Origin of the sequence: Rhodococcus erythropolis R138 (assembly GCF_000696675.2) — a bacterium.
GTDB lineage: Bacteria > Actinomycetota > Actinomycetes > Mycobacteriales > Mycobacteriaceae > Rhodococcus_F > Rhodococcus_F erythropolis.
On the sequence record NZ_CP007255.1, the window covers coordinates 4,359,946 to 4,381,357 of the forward strand.

Consider the following 21,412-nt stretch of genomic DNA (forward strand, 5'->3'; position numbering starts at 1 on the left):
TTACGTTGGCGGCTCGTCATACGTACTGTTCACCCCCTATGATCTAGCTCACAAGAGAACTTCACTACCCCCAGAAAGGGGTACCTGCGTGAATCGACATGCTTCGTCACTTCTGCGTCCCCGCGACGGGGACGCTATGCGAGGTGAACTCCGAACAATTGCAGCTCAGGGCGTTGTTCCCGTGCTGTTCGGAGGCGAGGTCCAGGACGGAACCCTGCACCTGAGCGAATTCGTCGGCACCCGCACCAACAATCTCAAGGGCTTGGCCATCCCGCCGCGCTCGGGCATGGGCGGACGCGTCGTCGCCCAGGGTTCACCGATCACCGTCAACGATTACGGCAATTCGCAGTCCATCACTCATCACTTCGACCGGCCTGTTCTGAGCGAGGGCCTGCATTCGATCATCGCCGTTCCGGTCATGGTGTCCGGCAAATCGCGCGCGGTCCTCTACGCCGCGATCCGCGACTCCGCTCCCCTCGGCGATCGCACAGCAGACGTCATGGTCAGCGCATCCCGGCGTCTCGGGATGGAGTTCGCCATCCGCGACGAGGTCGATCGTCGCCTGCAACTACTTCAGGCCGCCGCCGCGACCACCGCCGACGGTATGTCTTCGGAAGAGATCCGCGGAGTCCACGCCGAACTACGCAGTGTCGCCCAGACCGTGACCGACACCGACTTGCAGACCAAGCTCCGCGGACTTTCCCAGCGTTTGGCCAACCTGCTGCGGCCTACCGCCGACGCCGAATCCGACGTCGCGCTCACCCCGCGTGAAGTGGACGTTCTCTCGCAAGTCGCACTCGGCTGCACCAACATCGAAGCCGGCCAACGGCTTTCCCTTCGACCTGAAACAGTCAAGAGCTATCTGCGAAGCGCGATGGGAAAGCTGGACGCGAGCTCACGCCACGAAGCCGTGGTGACCGCACGCAGGTTGGGACTGCTCCCCTGACGGGTCAGTAGCCCTCCGGCAGAGCGGTGAGCATGTCGCGGGTGACTGCGACGGCGTTGTCCGAACTTCCGCCCCGCACAACCAGAGTGGCGAAGGCCAGGTTGCCGCGATAGCCGACGAACCACGCATGCGATCCCCCGTCGACCTCGGCTTCACCGGTCTTGCCGTACACCTCACCCTGATCTTCGACGCGTTCTGCAGTACCGCTCGTGACCACGAGTCGCATCATGCCGCGCAGACCGTCGACCATGGCCGGCGTGATCGCCGGGCGCTCACCGTCGATGGTGGTTTCGCGCCCCGAAATCAGTTGCGGCACCGGAGTCGAACCGTTCGCGACCGTCGCAGCTGCCATCGCCATTCCGAACGGACTGACCACGACCTTGCCCTGACCGAACCCGTCTTCGGTCCGCTGGACGAGGTCCGACGCCGGCGGCACCGAACCGGAATCGATCGGCAATCCCACCACGTTGTAGTCCTGGCCGATGCCGAACTGCGCTGCCGCAGTGGTCAACGTGTCTGCCCGCATCTCGCTGGCCAACTTGGCGAAGGACGTGTTGCACGAACGCGCGAAGGCCGTTGCCATCGGCACCGTGCCGAGTGCGAACTCGTTGTAGTTGGGGACGCTGCGCTCGCCGATCTCGATTCGGCCCGGGCATGGCACCATCGTGTCGGGGGTCGCCTGACCGGTCGAAATTGCCGCACCTGCCGTGATGATCTTGAAGGTCGAACCAGGCGGGTACTGACCCATCGTCGCGACCGGCCCGTCGCGGTCAGCTGCCTTGTTCTGCGCGACGGCCAGGATCGCGCCACTCGACGGTTCGATCACCACCATCATCGCCTGATCCTTGTTCACGTTCACCGCGCGCTGAGCAGCGATCTGGATGTTGCGGTCCAGACTGATACTGAACGACGGAACCGGTTGTGGCGCAGTCTCGGTCAACACATCGGTGTCGACGCCGTTCTGGTTGACCGTGACGACACTCCAGCCGGCTTTGCCGTCGACCTCGTCGATGATCGTCTTCTTGATCTGCCCGAGAAGGTCAGGCGCGAACTCCGGGTCGGTCGACACGAGATCCGATTCGTCCGATACCGATACTCCCGATATCGCACCCAACTGCGCCGAAACTTGGTCGTAGTCATCACTGCGCAGCCGCGTCACCAGATAGTCACCCTTGACGGCCGTCGAGGATTCGGCGATCGACTGACCGGTCAGCGACGCATCGAACCGCCCGAGAACACTTGCGAGACTGTTCGCGGAACCGATGATGTCGTTGCTCTTGGAGCGATCGAACTTCACTCGGTAGACGATTCCCGGCACCAGGACGTCTGTCCCCGAATGCTCGTTGACCCGCGCTCGCGGCGCCGCGGTTGCCCGCAACGACATCGTCTGCTTGTCACCGAGGCGCGGATGAACGTCCGTCGAACTCCAACGGACGGACCAGTCGCCGTCCTTGCGTCCCATCTGCAGCTCGCCGTCGTACGTCCAGACGCGGTCTTTCGGCAGGTGCCACTCGTAGGTGTAGCCGACCGTCGCAGTATCACCGTTCATCTTCACCGACGTGGTCTCGGCAGTCATCGACTCCGCCTGAAGCGCATCCCAGGTGTCACTCAATACAGGACCCGCGGAATCAGGCCGGTCCGTCATTTTTGCTGCCTCGTCGATGTCCCTGTCACCGAACGCACTCAGGAACTGCTGCGCGACGGGCTCGGGGCCGGCGGGTTTCGGAGTACACGAACTGATCCCCACCGCCAAAAAAATCACGGTGCAGGAGGCCAACAGTTGGGCCGAGCGACTACGAGAGAAATGCCGAGTGTTCATCGAGCCCTATAGTAGGGCGACAATTGCTCCACCCAGCGTAGGCGCGACCATTGCACGCAGCTTGGACGCTCAGTCGAGCAGCACCGTCGAGAAGGTCGCGACCTGCCGGAACCCCACCCGCGAATAGGTCGACCGCGCAATCGTATTGAAGCTGTTGACGTACAGGCTCGCAATGCGACCGGTCGCCATGATCGACTCCGCTACAGCCGCTGTACCGGTCACGCCGAAGCCCTGCCCACGAAATTCCGGGTTGACCCACACGCCCTGAATCTGGCCACAGCGAGCAGACATCGAGCCGACCTCAGCCTTGAAAACGACCTGGCCTTCCTCGATATGCGCCCACGCTCGACCAGCGGCGATCAGGCTTGCCACACGATGTCGATATCCGCGCCCACCGTCGTTTGCACGCGGATCGACGCCAACCTCTTCGATGAACATCGCGATCGCGGCAGGCAGATAGATCTCGAGTTCGTCCGAGCGAACCTGCCGGACCAGTGGATCCGACGGGCATGCCAGCGGCTCGGATACCGCGAGCAACGGCTGTTCGGGGCGAACCTCCCGCGCAGTTCCCCAATCGAGCTCGAGCATCTCCCACAGCGGCAACGCCAATTCGGCGCGGCCGACCACCGACGAGCACATGCGCGGAATCCGACAGGCGCGGTCAGCGAATGCCCGAATGTCATCCGGATCGCCTCGAAGTGGAACCAGATTTGCCCCGGCAAAGCACAGCGAGGACAACGGCCCGCCTCGACTCCACAGCTCGCCGTGAATCATTCGTGGGTCGACACCGCATTCTTCGACGCGCGCGGCAATCATGCATGCGGCCACCGGATCGGCGTCGAGTACCCGTCGGACGTCTTCGAGATCTCGACTTCCGACCTGCTTGGCTCCGAGGAGTTTGAGCATCCGTCAACCCCCTCGACTCGACTGCGCGTCCACGAATATCACTACCCGATCATGATGCACTCAGATTGCCACGAACCTGACACCGACGGGGAAGATTCATCCGGCAATCACTCAACTCACGGTGACGACCGGCGCACCCTCCGAAGCATCACCCTCCATGCTTTCGGCAATTTTCATCGCTTCTTCGATCAAAGTCTCGACGATCTGCGCCTCGGGCACCGTCTTGATGACCTTGCCCTTGACGAAGATCTGGCCCTTGCCGTTGCCGGACGCCACACCGAGGTCAGCCTCACGTGCTTCACCCGGTCCGTTCACGACGCAACCCATGACTGCCACGCGCAGCGGGATCTCCATGCCTTCGAGGCCGGCAGAGACCTCGTCGGCAAGTGTGTAGACATCGACCTGTGCACGGCCACACGAGGGGCATGACACGATCTCGAGCTTGCGGGGGCGCAGGTTCAGAGACTGCAGAATCTGGTTACCGACCTTGATTTCCTCGGCCGGCGGGGCCGAGAGCGAAACCCGGATGGTGTCGCCGATACCCTCCGCGAGCAGCGCTCCGAAGGCGACCGCGGACTTGATCGTGCCCTGAAACGCCGGCCCTGCCTCCGTGACGCCGAGGTGCAACGGGTAATCGCACTTCGCGGCGAGTTGGCGGTAAGCCTCGACCATGATCACCGGATCGTTGTGCTTGACGGAGATCTTGATGTCACCGAAGCCGTGCTCTTCGAACAACCCGGCCTCCCACAGCGCGGACTCGACCAACGCTTCGGGCGTCGCCTTGCCGTACTTCTCCATCAACCGAGGATCGAGCGATCCGGCGTTGACACCGATACGAATCGGAATGCCTGCATCACCGGCAGCCTTGGCTACCTCTTTGACACGGCCGTCGAATTCCTTGATGTTGCCCGGATTGACGCGCACCGCAGCGCATCCCGCATCGATTGCCGCGAAGATGTAGCGCGGCTGGAAGTGGATGTCGGCGATAACCGGGATCTGGCTCTTCTTCGCAATGATCGACAACGCGTCCGCGTCTTCCTGACGTGGGCAGGCGACACGGACGATGTCGCAACCGGACGCGGTCAGTTCCGCGATCTGCTGGAGCGTTGCATTGACGTCGTGCGTCTTCGTGGTGCACATGGACTGCACCGAGATGGGGAAATCGCTGCCCACACCTACCGTGCCGACCTGCAGCTGCCGTGTCTTGCGTCGAGGAGCAAGAATCGCTGCGGGTGCCGAGGGCATTCCCAGTCCGATAGGGATGGTCACGTCTGTGCCTTCTTTCATAGCTTCACTGCAAGTTTAGCCGGGAGATCGCCGCACTACCGCGCGGCAACCGTCGCCATGCTCACACGGTCAGAAGATCTTGATCGGATTGACGATGTCAGCCGTGAGTGTCAGCAACATGAACGCGCCACCGATCACGATGAATACGTAAGTAATCGGAAGGAGTCTCGTGTAGTCGACCGGGCCGCCGGGAATCAAGCCGCGGCGAGCGCGGAACCAATCGCGGATCTTCTCGTAGAAGACCACCGCGATGTGACCGCCGTCTAGCGGCAACAGCGGCAGGATGTTGAAAACACCGAGGAAGAAGTTGATCGACGCGAGCAGTCCGACGAACATCGGCCACTCGGCTCGATCAGCGGCCTCGCCACCGATCACGCTGGCGCCGACCACGCTGATAGGTGTGTCCAGCGCCCGCTCGCCGCCCGTGATCGACTCCCACAGAGCCCCCACCTTCGACGGAATGTCAGCCAACGCCTTCACCGAGTCGACCATGATCTGTCCGGTGTAGTCGAAGGCTGCCGGAACAGCAGAGAGCGCGTTGTACTCGATCAGATTGCTGACACCCTCGATTCCGACAGCGCCTACCTTTGCCAGTTCCGGCGTTGTGCTGCCCTCTTTGGCTACGTAACGCTCAACCGGCGATACGTCGACCGGAACTTGAACAGTCTCGTCGCCGCGCTCGACTGTGAGCGTGACTGTCCCGGACTTGTCGCGGATCGCCGCGGAAACCTTGGCGAAAGTGTCCGTCGGTTGACCGTCCACCGCGACGATCCGATCGCCGGCAGCAATTCCGGCTGCCTCCGCCGGGCCGGTACCGGTGCAATCCGCGAGTTTCCACCCCTGATCCTGACCGAGTTGCGTCGGAGCAACACACGTCACGCCCTTGACAACAGGCGGTGCCGGCTCCGAACTAGTTCGACCCCAACCGAGGAGCAATGCGTAAATCAGGAGGAACCCGAGAATGAAGTTCATCGCGATACCGCCGGACATGACGACGACGCGCTTCCACGCCGCCTTCTTGTACATCGCGTGCGGCTCTTCTTCGGGTGTCATCTCGTCGAGAGCCGTCATGCCGGCGATGTCGCAGAATCCACCGAGCGGCAGCGCCTTGAGGCCGTACTCGGTCTCACCTCGACGGAACGAGAAGATCTTCGGTCCGAAGCCGATGTAGTAGCGGCGAACCTTCATTCCCAAAGCCTTGGCCGTCCACATGTGGCCGGCTTCGTGCAGGGCGATGGACACGCCGATGCCGAGGGCAAACAGCACTACGCCCAGTGCAAAAACCATGAAAGCTCTAGCCCTCCTGCTTCACGAGCTGACGCGCTCGTGTGCGTGCCCAGCCGTCTGCGGCCAGAACGTCGTCCACGGTAACCGGTTCCGCGGACCATTGACCTGCATCGTCGAGAACAGCGGCCACCGTGCGGACGATCGCCGGGAAGGAAATGACACCGTCGAGGAATGCCTGAGCCGCCACTTCGTTGGCCGCGTTGTAGATCGCGGTGAAGCAACCGCCGGATTTGCCCGCGCTTCGCGCCAGATCGACGGCGGGGAACACCGACGAATCGAGCGGCTCGAATTCCCAGGTGGAGGCGGTGGTGAAGTCGCATGCCGACGCAGCACCTTCGATGCGGTCCGGCCAGCCTAGAGCGAGAGCGATCGGGAGCTTCATGTCCGGCGGGCTTGCCTGCGCCAGCGTCGACCCGTCGAAGAAGGTGACCATGGAATGCACGATCGACTGCGGGTGCACGGTGACGTCGATGCGGTCGTAGTCGATCCCGAACAGCAGGTTCGTCTCGATCAGCTCGAGGCCCTTGTTGACCAGAGTTGCCGAATTGAGGGTGTTCATGGGCCCCATCGACCAGGTGGGGTGCGCTTTTGCCTGAGCTGGATTCACACTTTCGAGATCCTCGGCGCTCCAGCCACGGAACGGTCCACCCGAAGCGGTGAGAACCAACCGAGCCACTTCGTCGCCTGTTCCACCACGTAGACACTGGGCAAGCGCCGAATGCTCCGAGTCGACCGGCACGATCTGACCGGGTGCAGCGGCTTTGGTCACCAGCGCTCCGCCGGCGACAAGCGATTCCTTGTTCGCCAGCGCCAGGCGCGCTCCCGAGTTCAGCGCCGCTAGAGTCGGTTCGAGTCCCAACGAACCGACGAGTGCATTGAGGACAACATCGGCACCGCTGTCCCGAACCAGTTCCGTCACGGCGCTCGGTCCCGAACGGGCGGTTACCGATTTCAGCGCCGATGCCGCTGCAGGATCGGCGACGGCGACGTCGGTGACGCCTGTTGCACGAATCTGTTCGCCCAACAACTCGACGTTGTTGCCGCCCGCTGCGAGACCGACTACTTCGAAACGATCGGGGTTGGCTGCGATGACCTCCAGCGCTTGGGTACCGATCGAACCGGTACTGCCGAGGAGGAGGACGCGGGTACGTGTGGTTTCCTGCACTCGCCCATTGTTCCTGATAACACCTGAGAACAACCTTATCGACGCCCAACTACGTACGACAGGCAGTCGTATGTCACCATATTGGGCAGTAGTGCAACCGAATGAGCAGGAGGATCGACCGTGGCCGATACCCAGTTGGACGTCAAGTCCAGCGCCCCCGTCGTGGTCTCGCACGTCGATGAGGCCGAGGTCCCCTCTGCCGCATGGGGGTGGAGTGGTGAAGGACTCAAGTTTTTCCGTTTCCTCGGATGGTTCTTCGCGATATTCCTGCTTCTGATGATGATCGGAAACCATCACGGCAAGGTCGAGGATCTGTGGCTCATCGGCACCGCCGGATTGATGATCTTCGTTCTGGTCCGCGACATCGTCATCCGTCGCCGCCCGCGCTAGAGACCTGACAAAGAGAAGGCCTCCACGAACGAAAGTTCGTGGAGGCCTTCGCTTTATGTGTTTTTCAGGCCTGGAGGGTTTCAGTTCTCGGCTGCCAGCTGGCCACAGGCTGCGGCGATTTCCTGACCGCGCGTATCGCGCACAGTGCACGAGACGCCCTGGGCGATGACCCGACGCACGAACTCACGCTCGACGTCCTTGGGGCTCGCGTCCCACTCGCTACCCGGAGTCGGGTTGAGCGGAATCAGGTTGACGTGCACCAACCCGCCGAGTGCTTTCTTCAGCTTCTTGCCCAGCATGTCCGCGCGCCACGGCTGATCGTTGACGTTCTTGATCATCGCGTACTCGATGGACACACGCCGACCGGTCTTGTCTGCGTAGTACCGGGCAGCCTGAAGTACCTCCGACACCGACCAGCGATTGTTGACCGGCACAAGTGTGTCGCGCAGTTCGTCGTCCGGTGTGTGCAGCGATACCGCCAGCGTGACGCTCAGGCCTTCGTCAGCGAGCTTGCGGATAGCGGGAGCGAGGCCGACGGTCGAGACCGTTACGGACCGCTGAGAGAGGCCGAGGCCGTCGGGTGCGGGCGAAGTGATCCGTCGTACCGCTGCCACCACGCGCTTGTAGTTCGCCAATGGCTCGCCCATACCCATGAACACGACGTTCGAGAGGCGTCCGGGTCCGCCGGCAACATCACCGTCGCGCATTGCGGCCGCTGCCTCGCGAACCTGATCGACGATCTCGGCGGTCGAAAGGTTGCGGTCGAGGCCGCCCTGACCCGTCGCACAGAACGGGCAGGCCATTCCGCAGCCTGCCTGACTCGAGATACAGAGCGTCGCCCGATCGGGATAGCGCATCAGGACGCTTTCGAGCAGCGTTCCGTCATGTGCCTTCCACAGGGTCTTGCGAGTGTCGCCCGAATCGCACGCGAGGTGCTTGATCGGGGTCAACAAGGTCGGGAACAGCGACTCCCCCACCTTCTCGCGCACCGATGCGGGGAGATCGGTCATCTTCTCCGGATCGGCTTCGAGCCGCGCGTAGTACTGACGCGCGAGTTGATCGGCCCGGAAAGCCGGAAGGCCGAGCTCTTTCACCGCTTCTTTGCGCTCGGCGGAATCGAGATCGGCGAGGTGCCGTGGAGGCATTCCGCGCTTGGGTGCAGTGAAAACGAGGGGAAGAGAGGCAGCCATAGTTACACCATTGTCCCATTGTTTTGGGGTGCTACCCCACTGCCACCCGATTGTGGCCGGATTACCCGTGCAACTTTGCGCAGGTTGCGTGATGATCATGTCATGTCAACCACACCAGAGGATCCGTCGAACTCCCCCGTGTACGGCCCCGCCGACGGTTTCGGTCCCGATCCGGAACTTCCGAAGGTGGGCGAGGACAAGGCAGTGGAAAAACACGATCCGGAACCGACACCGACGCCTGAACCGGTGCCGACCGGAACGTCGGTCACCGACCGAACCAGAGCTGCGACGACCTGGGTTGGCCTGGTCATAGGCGCAATTGTGCTGATCTTACTGCTGGTGTTCATCCTGCAGAACCTCGAGAGCGTCTCCGTCAAGATCCTCGCCTGGCAGATCGACTTTCCGCTCGGAATCACGATCCTGCTCTCCGCGATCGCGGGCGCATTGATCATGGCGTTGGCAGGCGGGGTTCGCATCATTCAGATCCGGCGCGCAGCGAAGCGGCAGATGTGACTGAAATCTAGTTACGCAATTGGGTCGATCGATGGGCCAGCAGGCATCATTGATGTCGTGGAAATCACCGGAAAGGCCCTGATGTGACTACTCACATGGAGAGACCTGTGACCTCGCGAATTGCCCCACAGCAGGCAAGATCCTGGCTCCTCGTCCCCGCGTCCAAACCGGACACCTTCGACGCCGCACTCGCGAGTGCGGCCGACGCCGTCATTCTCGACCTCGAGGATGCCGTCACCGCACCCAACAAACCGGCGGCCCGCCGCGATGTCGCCGCATTCCTGAGCGAACACAATCGCGCCTGGGTTCGGATCAACGACGCCACGACACCGTTCTGGGAAGAGGATCTGGCCGCACTCGCGGGCCTCCCCGGACTCGAGGGTGTCATGCTCGCAAAGACCGAAAGCGGTCAGCAGGCCGACGCCACGGCCGAGCGACTTCCCGAAGGCACCAAGATTCTTGCTCTCGTCGAATCCGCGGTGGGACTCGAGGCTGCGCCCGAGATCGCACGCACTGACGGCATCTTCCGTCTCGCATTCGGCAGCGGCGACTTCCGGCGCGACACTGGGATGGACGACTCCCCCACGTCGATGTCGTACCCGCGTTCGCGGCTCACCATCGCCAGCCGCGCGGCACGCATCGCTCCGCCGATCGACGGTCCCACGCTCGGCCCCGATCTGGATCTGCTCGCCCGAGACTGTGCGATCACCTTGTCACTCGGTATGGCCGGCAAACTCTGCATGACCACCGCGCAGACTGCCCCCGTCAACGCGGGACTGAGTCCATCCGTGGCCGACGCGATCTGGGCTCAGAATGTCATCGACGATCTCGGCGAAGACGGCTCACGCGTGCGCGACGGCAGCGACCTGCCCAAGCTCGCCAAGGCGAAGAAGATTCACAAGCTCGCCACCCTGTTCCACATCCCCACCGATCACTGATTTTTTTACTACTGAATCGGTGCAGAAAACGTCAGGCGCTCAAGTCGGAGCGCCTGACGTTCGTCTTTCGAGCCCGCTTTCACGCAAGTTCGAGTGATCGTGGTTTGGACCGAACATGGATCCGGTATCGCACCGTGAAGCCCAATCCCGTTACTTGCGAGAACGCACGCTCGGCAGTCTTCTCGGTGAACTCGATTCCGAGTACCCGCCGCAAGTCGTCTCGATTCTCGAACTCCCACCGGGCGTCGACACGCGTGAGCGAGAACCCTTGAGCCTCGAAGAATCCTTCGACCGCCGCGGGATCGTATTTGGGCAGATCCGCCCTCATCCACTCTCCGTACGGGCCGGCGCTCACATCGAGATCCACGATCAGCAGGGCTCCCCCGGGCCTCAGGATGCGCATGGCTTCACGAATTCCCGGGCCGCAGCCTTTGCCGAAAAAGTACGCCGTACGGGCATGAACGAGATCGACTGAAGCATCCACCAGACCCGTGGACTCTGCTGAACCCTGGACTACGTCGATCGACGCCGAATCGCGGGTTCGTTCCCGCGCGGCCTTCACCAGCGGTGCGTGCGGCTCCACTCCGACAACACGACGGGCAGTACGAGCGAACTCCGGTAGATGGAACGCCGCCCCACAGCCGACGTCGACGACGTCGCGTCCAGACCAGTCGACCTGGGCTCGCATCGCGGCCCAAATGGAACCGTCGACGTCCTGCGCGCGGTTCTCGATTTCGTACACGTCCGGCCAATGCCAGATGTTCGGGCTGGGGATCGGCTTGGAACGGCCGGAGAAGAAATCACGCACGCGAAATCAGACGAGTGCGTACAGAATCAGCCAGGTGACAAATGCCGACGGCAGGAGTGAATCCAGGCGATCCATGATTCCGCCGTGGCCGGGAAGCAGGGTTCCCATGTCCTTGATGCCGAGTTCACGCTTGATCTGCGATTCGATCAGGTCGCCGACCGTCGCGACTACCACCAGGACGACACCGAGCAGGACGCCGATCATCGAGTTCGCGTCGAGGATCAACGTCACCGAAAGCAGACTGCCGATGACGCAGAAAATGAGGGAGCCGACGAATCCTTCCCAGGACTTCTTCGGACTCACAGCCGGCACCATCGGGTGCTTCCCGAACAGCACTCCGGCCGCGTAACCGCCGATGTCGGAGCACACGACACCGATCATCAGGACGAAAACGCGACCCGGGCCGTCGTCTTCGAGCACCATCAACGCACCGAATGACGCCAACAGCGGGATCCACGCCAGAACGAACACCGTGATGGAGGTGTCTCTCAGGAAGTTCTTCGGGGTCGCCTTGAGCCCGTGGTCGAACAACCGCCACACCATGCACACCAGGACGGTTGCGGTGAATCCGCTGAGCACCCCGACCGGTCCCCACGGCCAGCCGAGCCAGATCGTGGCTTGCCCTCCGACGAGAAGGGGAATTCGCGGCACCTCGATGTCGGCTTCACGAAGCCGCGTTGTGACCTCCCACGTCGCGATGAACATCGCGATCGCGACGACAGCGATCCATCCCGGGGGCAGGAAGATCAAAGTGCCGATGACCAAGGCTCCGAGACCAGCTCCGACGCCGATGGCGGCAGGTAGGTTCCTGCCCGCCTTCGACTTCGGCGGTTGCGCGCCCTCAGCGCCGCCCGTAGGCCCGTCCGTGACGGGACCACCGGCGGTTCCCTCTTGTGCGTGCACCCAAACTCCCTGATCTACTCCCGACGACAAACACTGCAAATGAGGAGGCTATACCTCCATCAACTCTGCTTCCTTGTGCTTGACGAGTTCCTCGACCGTGTGCACGTACTTCGCCGTGGTCTTGTCGAGTTCTTTCTCTGCGCGACCGACCTCGTCCTCGCCGGCTTCACCGTCCTTCTGGATCCGGCCGAGTTCGTCCATCGCCTTGCGGCGGATGTTGCGCAGCGTGACCTTCGAGTCCTCGCCCTTGGACTTGGCCTGCTTCACCAGTTCACGACGACGCTCTTCAGTGAGCTGCGGAACCGAGATGCGGATGATGCTGCCGTCGTTGGACGGGTTCACACCGAGATCCGAGTTGCGGATCGCCGTCTCGATCGCGTTGAGCTGCGAAGCCTCGTACGGCTTGACGATGACCATGCGGGCCTCGGGGACGTTGATGCTCGCGAGCTGCGTGATCGGCGTGATCGAACCGTAGTAGTCGATCACGATGCGCGAGAACATACCGGGGTTCGCGCGTCCGGTGCGAACCGAGCCGAGATCGTCCTTGGCTACCGTGACAGCCTTTTCCATCTTCTCTTCTGCCTCGAAGAGCGCTTCATCGATCACGGCTGTTCCTCCATGTTGTTCTGCATCATTTTTTGGGTGTCACTCACGACTTGATCAGGGTGCCGATCTTCTCACCGGACACCGCGCGAGCGATGTTTCCTTCGGTGAGGAGGTTGAACACCATCATCGGCATCGAGTTGTCCATGCACAGGCTGAACGCCGTCGCGTCCGCGACCTTGAGTTCACGTTCGATGACCTCGCGGTGCGTGATCTGTTCGTACATCGTCGCGTCCGGGTCGATACGCGGGTCGGCCGAGTAGACGCCGTCGACGGCCTTGGCCATCAGCACTACCTCGGCACCGATCTCCAGCGCGCGCTGCGCAGCAGTGGTGTCGGTGGAGAAGTAGGGCATACCCATCCCGGCACCGAAGATGACTACGCGCCCCTTCTCGAGGTGCCTACGTGCGCGAAGCGGAAGGTACGGCTCGGCGACCTGTCCCATGGTGATTGCCGTCTGCACTCGAGAATCGACGCCGGCCTTCTCCAGGAAATCCTGCAGAGCGAGGCAGTTCATGACGGTGCCGAGCATGCCCATGTAATCGGAGCGCGCGCGATCGAGGCCACGCTGCTGCAGTTCCGCTCCGCGGAAGAAGTTTCCGCCGCCGATGACCACTGCAACCTGTACGCCCGATCGAACGACCTCTGCGATCTGCTCAGCCACCTTGGTGACCACGTCGGGATCGAGACCGACTTTGCCGCCTCCGAACATTTCGCCGCCGAGTTTGAGCAGGACCCGCTTGAATCCTGGACGTTCGTTGGCTGGTTCGGACATTGTTCTCCTCAGTTCGATACAAGACCTTGTAGGTCCTTCATTCTTCTTCTGCCGCCGAATCGGACACCGCGACATAGGAAAGCCCCCGGGACTCGTCCCGAAGCACTCTTATCCTGCCTCATCGGAGGCCCCAGGTACACGTAGACCCCGCCGGTAGAGCAAATGCTCTTCAGGCGGGGTCCATGTGTACGGGCTCCGAATTAAGCGGAGGCGCCGACCTCGAAACGCACGAAGCGCTTGATGGTCACGCCTGCCTCGTCGAGGATCGCCTTGACGGTCTTCTTGGAGTCCGTGACCGAAGACTGCTCGGTCAGAACGACGTCCTTGAAGAAACCGTTGACGCGGCCTTCGATGATCTTCGGCAGAGCCTGCTCGGGCTTGCCTTCTGCGCGGGCGGTCTCCTCGGCGATGTGACGCTCGGAAGCGACGATTTCAGCGGGAACCTCGTCACGCGTGACGTACTTTGCCTTGAGTGCTGCGACCTGCATTGCAGCGCCGCGAGCGGCCTCAGCAGCAGCATCGCCTTCGCCGGTGTACTCGATGAGAACGCCGACAGCGGGCGGCAAGTCGGAGCTGCGCTTGTGCAGGTAAACGGCAACGGGGCCGTCGAAGGAAGCGACGCGGCTCAGTTCGAGCTTCTCGCCGATCTTCGCGGACTGCTCCGCAATGACGGTGTCGATGGTCTTGCCGTCGAGCTCGAGCGCTTTGAGAGCGTCGAGGTCCGCAGGCTTGCCAGCAGCAGCGACGGTCACGATCTCGTCGGCCAGCTTGATGAACTCGTCGTTCTTGGCGACGAAGTCGGTCTCGCAGTTGATCTCGATCATGACGCCGTCCTTGGCGACGACGAGACCCTCAGCGGTGGTGCGCTCTGCGCGCTTTCCGACATCCTTCGCGCCCTTGATGCGCAGCTGCTCGACGGCCTTGTCGAAATCGCCGTCTGCATCTGCGAGTGCGTTCTTACATGCCATCATTCCGGAGCCGGTGAGCTCACGGAGCCGCTTGACGTCAGCGGCGGTGTAGTTCGCCATGATTAGCGAGCCTCCTCATGTGTCTGTTTCGGACCTAGGACTAACGGTGAAGCACGGCCTAGCGGTGAAGCACGGCCTGACGGTGGTGCTCGGGCCTAACGGTGAAACGGCCCTGACCAAAAGAACTCTTGGTCAGGGCCGGTTTCAACGAATCAGGCCTCGGTGGCCGGTGCCTCTGCGGCGGGGGCTGCCTCAGCCTCTGCAGCCGGAGCTGCCTCAGCCTCTGCAGCCGGAGCTGCCTGCGAGAGCAGTTCCTGCTCCCACTCGGCGAGGGGCTCGCCTGCGCCGGCTTCGGGCTTCGCGTCCTTGTCGGCGCTCAGTCCTGCACGTGCCTGCACACCTTCGGCAACCGCGGAAGCGACAACCTTGGTCAGCAGTGCTGCGGAACGGATGGCGTCGTCGTTGCCCGGGATCGGGTAGTCGACGAGGTCGGGGTCGCAGTTGGTGTCCAGGATCGCGATGACCGGGATGTTCAGCTTGCGAGCCTCGGCAACTGCCAGGTGCTCCTTGTTGGTGTCGACGATCCACACCGCGGAAGGAACCTTGGCCATGTCGCGGATACCACCGAGGGTGCGATCCAGCTTGGTCATCTCACGCGTGAGCATGAGGATTTCCTTCTTGGTGCGACCTTCGAATCCACCGGTCTGCTCCATTGCCTCGAGCTCCTTGAGGCGAAGCAGACGCTTGTGAACGGTGGTGAAGTTGGTGAGCATGCCGCCGAGCCAACGCTGGTTGACGTAGGGCATTCCGACGCGAGTCGCTTCGGAAGCGATGGACTCCTGCGCCTGCTTCTTGGTGCCGACGAAGAGGACGGTGCCGCCGTGGGCAACGGTCTCCTTGACGAACTCGTACGCCTTGTCGATGTACGTCAGCGTCTGCTGGAGGTCGATGATGTAGATGCCGTTGCGGTCGGTCAAGATGAATCGCTTCATCTTCGGGTTCCAGCGACGGGTCTGATGTCCGAAGTGGGTTCCACTATCGAGCATCTGCTTCATGGTTACGACAGCCATGGCTGTGTACCTCAAACTTTCAATCCGGTTGATGCAGGCGATCGGGTGATCCCTGCCCTGGCACCCGCACGGCCGTCGGACCTGTTTCGTGAGAACCAGGACCAGCCGAGGCCGGAAAACGTGCGCGGGCGCGCGAAGTCGGACTGTGCGAGCACAGACCGCTCGACAAGTGTACGTCCTCGTCCGCCGATGCCATAACCACCCCGGAAGCAACAGACCGAACCGGCGGTTGTGGATCGGCGGTCATCCTGTGGATTACCCGTCTGATCTGCATTGAAGCGCGTGCGACTCCACGCAAGATCAAGGAATGACGATGTTTCGCGGAGCTCGACGAGGAGTGGTCGTTGCCGTGATCTCCTGCTGTGTGGCCGTAGGCACGGCGTCGGCAGACGCGCGTTTCGACTGGCCGCTCGCTCCCCGGCCGCACGTGGAACGCGCTTTCGACAAACCGGCCAAGAATTGGCTGCCGGGTCATCGCGGGGTCGATCTCGGCGGCAGTGCCGGCCAATCCGTCCTCGCGGCCGGCGACGGCATTGTGGTGTTCGCGGGAGTGGTCGCCGGAAAGCCGACGGTGTCGATAGATCATTCCGGCGGCCTACGCACGACCTACGAACCCGTCGTAGCAGTCGTTCGCGCAGGTGAACGCGTCGCCGCCAGGTCCGTGATCGGAACCCTCGAAACAGGGCACGAAGGGTGTGCTGTCGAAGCGTGTCTGCACTGGGGCTTGCGCCGTGGACGCGAGTATCTCGATCCACTCGGACTCGTTCGGACGCAACCGCTCAGGCTCAAGCCATTGAAAGGAGGCTGATCGGTCGCAGAAATCGGTCGCAGAATCAGTGCCACTCGGAAACGGCGTGCCGACCCACAGCGTCCGCGAAGTCGTCGGCCACCATCGCTGCCAGTTCCATGAACGCTCGTCTGGTGGCCGGTCGCATCAACTCGAGGTCCATCACCGACCCCTCCGCGAGATGCTCGTCGAAAGGAATGACCTCGACGGCGCGGCATCGACGCATGAAATAGTCCACCAAAGCGTCCATGTCGATCACGCTCGACCCTGGTCGGGCGGCGCTGATGACGACGACGGTCCGTTCGACCAGATGGCCGTATCCGTGCAACTGAAGCCAATCGAGCGTTGCCGCTGCGCTGCGCGCTCCGTCGATTGCCGGCGAACTGACGAGAACCAACGAATTGGCAAGATCGAGAACGCCGTTCATCGCCGAGTGCATGATCCCGGTACCGCAATCAGTGAGGATGATGTTGTAGTAGACCTGCAAGATGTCGATGACCTGGCGATAGTCCGCCTCGCTGAATGCCTCCGAAATCGCCGGATCCTGCTCACTCGCCAGGACCTCGAGACGACTCGACGACTGGGATGTGTGCACTCGAACGTCCGAATAGCTCTTTATGTCCGGTCTAGCAGCAATCAGATCGCGCACCGTCGAATTGGTCTGCAGCGGAACACGTTGCGCCAAAGTTCCGAAATCTGGATTGGCGTCAACCGCCACGACGCAGTCACCACGAAGCGAAGCAAATGTCGCACCGAGTCCGACCGTGACCGTCGTCTTGCCCACGCCCCCTTTGAGCGAGAGCAAAGCGACTCGGTAGTCGTTACGGATCGGCTGCTCGATTCGGGCGGCCAGTGCACGGTTGCGCTGTTCGTTGGTCGAATCTCCCAGATTGACCACACCTCCGGTCGCACGATGTAATCCTCTACGCCATCCGCCACGCGGCGTCCGTTTAGGGCGTTTCAGTAAAGCTTCGGCAACCAGATCCTGGTTTGTCACCTGCTGTTGGCTCGACGGTGGCGGTGGCGTGGTCCAGACCTCTTGCAGTCGTGCCACAGGCTCCGGCGTCGGCGCCGGCTCGGGAGCCGGTTGTGGCGCTTCGGACAGCCAGGCCGGTTGGCCGCTGTTCGGCAGGTGCTTCACATCTTGGCGGTTCACGAATCCCCCGGATTTCGCATGTCATCGAGTGTCTCGACACGACGATCGAACTTGCCGATTGTTCACTCTTCTGAGCTGCGACGCTACCAAATACCGGCCGAGAACTCGCGTCGCTTCACAATCTAGGCGCGTGGATGGGCCTGATCGTGGACGGATCGAAGGCGTTCGACCGACACGTGCGTGTACAGCTGAGTGGTCGCCAAACTCGCATGTCCGAGGAGTTCTTGGACCACACGAAGGTCTGCACCACCCTCCAGCAAATGTGTCGCAGCCGAGTGCCGAAGCCCGTGCGGACCCATGTCGGGAGCCCCTGGAATTGCAGCCATGGTTTCGTGGACCACCGAACGCGCCTGACGCTGATCGAGCCGGCCGCCTCGAACTCCGAGGAGCAATGCTCGCCCGGACCTATCCGAACTCAGCGCGGGTCGTCCGTGCTCGAGCCACCCGTTCAGTGCCGATTCTGCGGGCAGGCCGTATGGCACCGATCGCTCCTTGTTCCCCTTGCCGAGGACACGAAGCAAACGTCGATCAGCATCGACCGACTCGACGTCCAGTCCACACAACTCGCCGACGCGAATTCCGGTGGAGTACAACAATTCCACGATGAGTCGATCTCGCAGGGCGAGCGGCTCTTGTTGCTGCGCACCGCTTTCCGCTGCATCCATTGCGTCGAGGGCCTGGCTCTGACGCAGCACCGTCGGCAGCGTGCGACGAGCAGGTGGAGCCGCCAGACGTGTGCCCGGGTCGACGGAAATACGTCCGGTCTGCGCGAGCCACGCAGTGAAACCACGCGCCGAAGAAGCCCGTCGAGCTACCGTCGTACGGGCTGTTCCTACGGCACTCTGGGCGGCCAACCACGAACGCATGACACTTAGGTCGAGGCGGTCGAGATCTGCATTCTCCGAACCCGCGGAGAAATGGGTCAGCAACGCCCGCGCGTCACCGACGTAGGCGCGGATCGTGTGTTCCGACCGGCCTCGGCTCAGTCGGAGGTGCTCGGCATACGCATCGAGGTGAACGCTCAAGCTCGCCGGCAATGCGTCAGTCATGAACACACGCTCGCTCGCCGCGATTGAAACCGCAAGCTGCCTCGCCGATAGGGTTGATCGGTGAATCGAGCAATTCCTCTGAAGATGTTGTGTGTACTGGCACTGATTTCCGCAATCGCTCCACTGTCCATCGACATGTACCTGCCCGGCCTACCTTTGATGGCGGATGCACTCGACACTACTGCGGCCAGCGTTCAGCTCACGCTGACCACCTTCATGGCAGGCCTCGGAATCGGCCAGCTGATCATCGGTCCGATCTCCGACGGACTTGGCAGGCGACGAATACTGCTGGCCGCGACAATCATCACGGCACTGAGCGGCGCGGCATGCGCTGTGGCGCCGAACATCGAGTTTCTCATCGGTGCACGACTCGTCCAGGGCTTGAGTGGAGGCGCTGCCATCGTTCTTGCCCGCGCTTGTATTGCCGACCGAGCGCGCGGCGACGACGCAGCGAAGCTCTTCAGCATCATGATGATCATCGGCGGTATCGCTCCCGTGGTCGCACCACTGATCGGCGGCGCACTTCTCGGCCCCGTCGGATGGCGCGGAATCTTCTGGGTCCTGGCTGTCGCGGGCGCCGTGATGGTGGCTGGTGTGGTTTTGCTCGTTCCCGAGACACTTCCACCCGAGCGACGCCATGGCGGTGGTTTGAAGGCCCTGATCTCGAATCTGCAGTACGTGGTCCGAAACCGGCACTACCTCGGATATGCGCTCGCATTCGTCTTCGGATTCGGCGCCTTGTTCGCGTACATCTCCGCATCACCGTTCGTCGTTCAGAACGTTCTCGGGCTGAGTCCGTCACAATTCTCGATCGTGTTCGCAGTGAACGCCACCGGAATGGTCACGGCAGCGATGATCACCACTCGCCTGCTCGGTCGCGTCGGAGCTCGCACGCTGCTGCGTTTCGGGGTGTGCCTGCTCCTCATTGGTGGCGCCGTATTGTTCTGTACCAGCGTGGTTTTCAGTTCCACGAATACGTGGCTGATCTTGGTCCCGCTGTTCGTGGCGATTTCGAGCATCGGGTTCATCATGGGCAATGCAACCGCTCTCGCCCAAGGAGAGGTCACCAACGCGGCCGGAACTGGTTCAGCCCTGATGGGAGCGGGCCAGTTCGGCTTGGCAGCGCTGGTTTCGCCGTTGGTGGGAATTGCGGGAGAAGACACTGCCGTGCCGATGGCAATCGCAATTCCCACCTTCGGAGTTCTCGCGGCCGTTGCGCTCGTGTTGCTGACTCGCGGCAAGGCCACCGCGAGTTAGTTTTCGACCGCGGCGAGTTCGGACTTCCAGACCCGGAAGCCTTCTTCGGTGCGACCACGACGCCAATAGCCGGAAATAGAAGCAGCCGCCGCCGGGACATTTCGTTCCTTGCGAATGTACGGCCGGAGGTTGTGCATGACGGCTTGTGCTTCACCGTGAATGAACACGTGCGGTTCGCCCGGTAACCATTCGAGTGCCTTGACCGCGGCGACAACCGGAGCGTTGTCGCCAGCTAATTCTTCGCCGACCGCATCGGACGATGCTCCGCGATGCAGCCAGGTCACGGCAATACCTTCTGGGGCATCGAGCGCGACTTCGTCTTCCGGCCCCCCGACTTCGACGACGGCGTAGCCGACCGCATCCGGCGCCAATCTCGCTATCGAAGCAGTAATAGCAGGTATTGCGGTCTCGTCTCCGACGAAGAGATACCAGTCAGCGGATGGTGACGGCGAAAACGCGCCACCCGGTCCACGCAGGGTAATCTCAGCGCCCGGCTGAACGGACGCGGCCCACGGACCTGCAACTCCCATGTCGCCGTGGACGACAAAATCGATTGCAATCTCTTTGGCATCAAGATCGTACGAACGAATCGTGTAGGTGCGCAGCATCGGCTGATCAGGAGTACCGAATTCGATCTTTACATAGGAATCGCTGTATTCGCTGGGAGTGAAGGACTCGAAGCCCGGTCCCCCGAGAAACACTCGCACCAAATGGGGAGTCAATTGTTCGGTCCGCAGAACCGTCAATGCAGTTGTCGGCTTGGCCACAGAAAGATCCTTCCAAAAGTTAGTGTTACCTAACTAAGGTACACGACAATTGCAGCGCATGGACAAAATGCCTCCCCCGGTACATCCGCCCCGCGCGCGACAGACCACGGTGCTCAACGAAATAAACCGACCACTCTGCCGGGTAAATTCGTCGGTGGCAGCCAAATTTCCGAATCAGGACTCGTGCATGATCAGGCAGCACATCGCTATCGGAGAAATTCAGCAAAGCAATAGTAAAATACACCTCTGGCCCCCGGCGAGGTTCGCCAGGGGCCAGAGGAGGTATTAATTCAACCTAGTGTGCAGCGTCGAAAGCGTCGATGATTTCCGCTTTGATACGCCCGCGCGGAGCAACTTCGTAACCGTTCTTACCCGCCCAATCACGAATGGCCTGGAGCGTCTCCTTGGAGCGGCCAGAACCCGACGTGGCCTGCGGAGATGCAGCCTGCGCCTTCTTGCCACGCTTCCCGCTCACCTTCGCCGCCGCCTCGACGAACGGCTTCACCGCAGCGTCGAACTTCTCTGCATTGGTGGCGCGCAGATCGATCACGTAATCCGTTCCCTGGTAAGAGAACTCAATTCGATCACCGAATCCATCGTCAATCGGCTTACCGTCAAGGTCGTCGATGAGTTGCCGAATCAGCTTCTCAGCCATTGCACTCCTCTTTCAATGATCGATTCAATTCTCCTTCACAATACACAGATAGAGCGTTGATGAACAAAAGAAGTCCGGAAACCTGTGCCATTTCCGAACAGACTCAATGGTCCGAATTAGCAGCGGGTTAACGACGAACCAATCAATACCCGCACTCAGGGGAACCAGACTAA

The 21,412-nt window shown here is 61.8% G+C and carries 22 protein-coding genes; 6 read left to right on the plus strand and 16 right to left on the minus strand.

Going from position 1 to position 21,412, the window contains the following annotated elements:
- The first annotated feature begins 136 nt into the window (after positions 1–136).
- Complete coding sequence (locus tag H351_RS19965) at positions 137–946, plus strand: LuxR C-terminal-related transcriptional regulator (RefSeq protein WP_046378400.1); 810 nt, start codon at positions 137–139, stop codon at positions 944–946.
- Between the two features lie 4 nt (positions 947–950).
- Here the strand turns inward: H351_RS19965 and H351_RS19970 are convergent, their stop codons facing one another.
- The 5 genes from H351_RS19970 to dxr form a co-directional block, all read right to left on the minus strand.
- A complete protein-coding gene (locus H351_RS19970; protein WP_029255143.1) occupies positions 951–2,765 on the minus strand; it encodes a penicillin-binding transpeptidase domain-containing protein in 1,815 nt (604 codons plus the stop codon).
- 69 nt (positions 2,766–2,834) lie between these two features.
- Positions 2,835–3,671: a GNAT family N-acetyltransferase gene (locus H351_RS19975; RefSeq protein WP_029255142.1), complete on the minus strand. Its 837-nt coding sequence runs from the start codon at positions 3,669–3,671 to the stop codon at positions 2,835–2,837.
- Positions 3,672–3,782: 111 nt separating this feature from the next.
- The gene (ispG, locus tag H351_RS19980) at positions 3,783–4,940 is read right to left on the minus strand and encodes a flavodoxin-dependent (E)-4-hydroxy-3-methylbut-2-enyl-diphosphate synthase (RefSeq protein ID WP_007734888.1); all 1,158 of its coding nucleotides are present in this window, start codon (positions 4,938–4,940) and stop codon (positions 3,783–3,785) included.
- Positions 4,941–5,027: 87 nt separating this feature from the next.
- The gene (locus tag H351_RS19985; RefSeq protein WP_020907377.1) at positions 5,028–6,245 is read right to left on the minus strand and encodes a M50 family metallopeptidase; all 1,218 of its coding nucleotides are present in this window, start codon (positions 6,243–6,245) and stop codon (positions 5,028–5,030) included.
- Between the two features lie 7 nt (positions 6,246–6,252).
- Positions 6,253–7,410 carry a 1-deoxy-D-xylulose-5-phosphate reductoisomerase gene (gene dxr, locus H351_RS19990; protein ID WP_029255141.1) on the minus strand — a complete coding sequence of 386 codons (1,158 nt, stop codon included), beginning with the start codon at positions 7,408–7,410 and terminating at the stop codon, positions 6,253–6,255.
- A 120-nt stretch (positions 7,411–7,530) separates the two neighbouring features.
- On the opposite strand from dxr, the gene H351_RS19995 reads away from it, so the two are divergent.
- A complete protein-coding gene (locus H351_RS19995; RefSeq protein ID WP_019747993.1) occupies positions 7,531–7,800 on the plus strand; it encodes a DUF2631 domain-containing protein in 270 nt (89 codons plus the stop codon).
- Between the two features lie 80 nt (positions 7,801–7,880).
- Here H351_RS19995 and rlmN read toward each other — a convergent pair whose 3' ends face one another.
- Positions 7,881–8,990 carry a dual-specificity RNA methyltransferase RlmN gene (gene rlmN / locus H351_RS20000; protein ID WP_019747992.1) on the minus strand — a complete coding sequence of 370 codons (1,110 nt, stop codon included), beginning with the start codon at positions 8,988–8,990 and terminating at the stop codon, positions 7,881–7,883.
- 102 nt (positions 8,991–9,092) lie between these two features.
- Here rlmN and H351_RS20005 point away from each other — a divergent pair, with 102 nt between their 5' ends.
- Both H351_RS20005 and H351_RS20010 read left to right on the plus strand, forming a co-directional pair.
- Positions 9,093–9,503 (plus strand): LapA family protein, encoded by a 411-nt coding sequence (locus H351_RS20005; RefSeq protein WP_020969349.1) that lies wholly within the window; start codon positions 9,093–9,095, stop codon positions 9,501–9,503.
- Between the two features lie 95 nt (positions 9,504–9,598).
- Entirely contained in the window at positions 9,599–10,441 is an 843-nt protein-coding gene (locus tag H351_RS20010) for an HpcH/HpaI aldolase/citrate lyase family protein (protein WP_029255140.1), read from the plus strand.
- Positions 10,442–10,520: 79 nt separating this feature from the next.
- Here H351_RS20010 and H351_RS20015 read toward each other — a convergent pair whose 3' ends face one another.
- The 6 genes from H351_RS20015 to rpsB all read right to left on the minus strand — a co-directional run bounded on the left by H351_RS20015 (position 10,521) and on the right by rpsB (position 15,568).
- Positions 10,521–11,249, minus strand: coding sequence for a class I SAM-dependent methyltransferase (locus H351_RS20015; RefSeq protein ID WP_029255139.1), 729 nt, complete (start codon positions 11,247–11,249; stop codon positions 10,521–10,523).
- 6 nt (positions 11,250–11,255) lie between these two features.
- The gene (locus H351_RS20020) at positions 11,256–12,152 is read right to left on the minus strand and encodes a phosphatidate cytidylyltransferase (protein ID WP_003942673.1); all 897 of its coding nucleotides are present in this window, start codon (positions 12,150–12,152) and stop codon (positions 11,256–11,258) included.
- Positions 12,153–12,200: 48 nt separating this feature from the next.
- Positions 12,201–12,758, minus strand: a complete 558-nt coding sequence (gene frr / locus H351_RS20025; protein WP_003942777.1) for a ribosome recycling factor — start codon at positions 12,756–12,758, stop codon at positions 12,201–12,203.
- A 43-nt stretch (positions 12,759–12,801) separates the two neighbouring features.
- Complete coding sequence (pyrH, locus tag H351_RS20030; protein ID WP_019747988.1) at positions 12,802–13,530, minus strand: UMP kinase; 729 nt, start codon at positions 13,528–13,530, stop codon at positions 12,802–12,804.
- Positions 13,531–13,730: 200 nt separating this feature from the next.
- Positions 13,731–14,558, minus strand: a complete 828-nt coding sequence (tsf, locus tag H351_RS20035; protein ID WP_019747987.1) for a translation elongation factor Ts — start codon at positions 14,556–14,558, stop codon at positions 13,731–13,733.
- 152 nt (positions 14,559–14,710) lie between these two features.
- Positions 14,711–15,568, minus strand: coding sequence for a 30S ribosomal protein S2 (gene rpsB / locus H351_RS20040; RefSeq protein WP_003942709.1), 858 nt, complete (start codon positions 15,566–15,568; stop codon positions 14,711–14,713).
- Positions 15,569–15,875: 307 nt separating this feature from the next.
- Here rpsB and H351_RS20045 point away from each other — a divergent pair, with 307 nt between their 5' ends.
- On the plus strand, positions 15,876–16,376 hold the full coding sequence (locus H351_RS20045; RefSeq protein ID WP_037119391.1) for a M23 family metallopeptidase: 501 nt from the start codon (positions 15,876–15,878) through the stop codon (positions 16,374–16,376).
- A 25-nt stretch (positions 16,377–16,401) separates the two neighbouring features.
- On the opposite strand, the gene H351_RS20050 is transcribed toward H351_RS20045, so the two are convergent.
- Together H351_RS20050 and H351_RS20055 are read right to left on the minus strand one after the other, a co-directional pair.
- A complete protein-coding gene (locus H351_RS20050; RefSeq protein WP_019747985.1) occupies positions 16,402–17,511 on the minus strand; it encodes a MinD/ParA family ATP-binding protein in 1,110 nt (369 codons plus the stop codon).
- Between the two features lie 122 nt (positions 17,512–17,633).
- Entirely contained in the window at positions 17,634–18,560 is a 927-nt protein-coding gene (locus H351_RS20055; RefSeq protein ID WP_029255137.1) for a tyrosine recombinase XerC, read from the minus strand.
- 84 nt (positions 18,561–18,644) lie between these two features.
- Between H351_RS20055 and H351_RS20060 the strand changes: the two genes are divergently transcribed.
- Positions 18,645–19,817: a multidrug effflux MFS transporter gene (locus tag H351_RS20060; RefSeq protein WP_029255136.1), complete on the plus strand. Its 1,173-nt coding sequence runs from the start codon at positions 18,645–18,647 to the stop codon at positions 19,815–19,817.
- On the opposite strand, the gene H351_RS20065 is transcribed toward H351_RS20060, so the two are convergent.
- A complete protein-coding gene (locus tag H351_RS20065; protein ID WP_029255135.1) occupies positions 19,814–20,584 on the minus strand; it encodes a siderophore-interacting protein in 771 nt (256 codons plus the stop codon). The two genes, H351_RS20060 and H351_RS20065, sit on opposite strands and share 4 nt — an antisense overlap.
- A gap of 295 nt (positions 20,585–20,879) precedes the next feature.
- Positions 20,880–21,239 (minus strand): histone-like nucleoid-structuring protein Lsr2, encoded by a 360-nt coding sequence (locus H351_RS20070; protein ID WP_003942721.1) that lies wholly within the window; start codon positions 21,237–21,239, stop codon positions 20,880–20,882.
- Between the last annotated feature and the right edge of the window lie 173 nt (positions 21,240–21,412).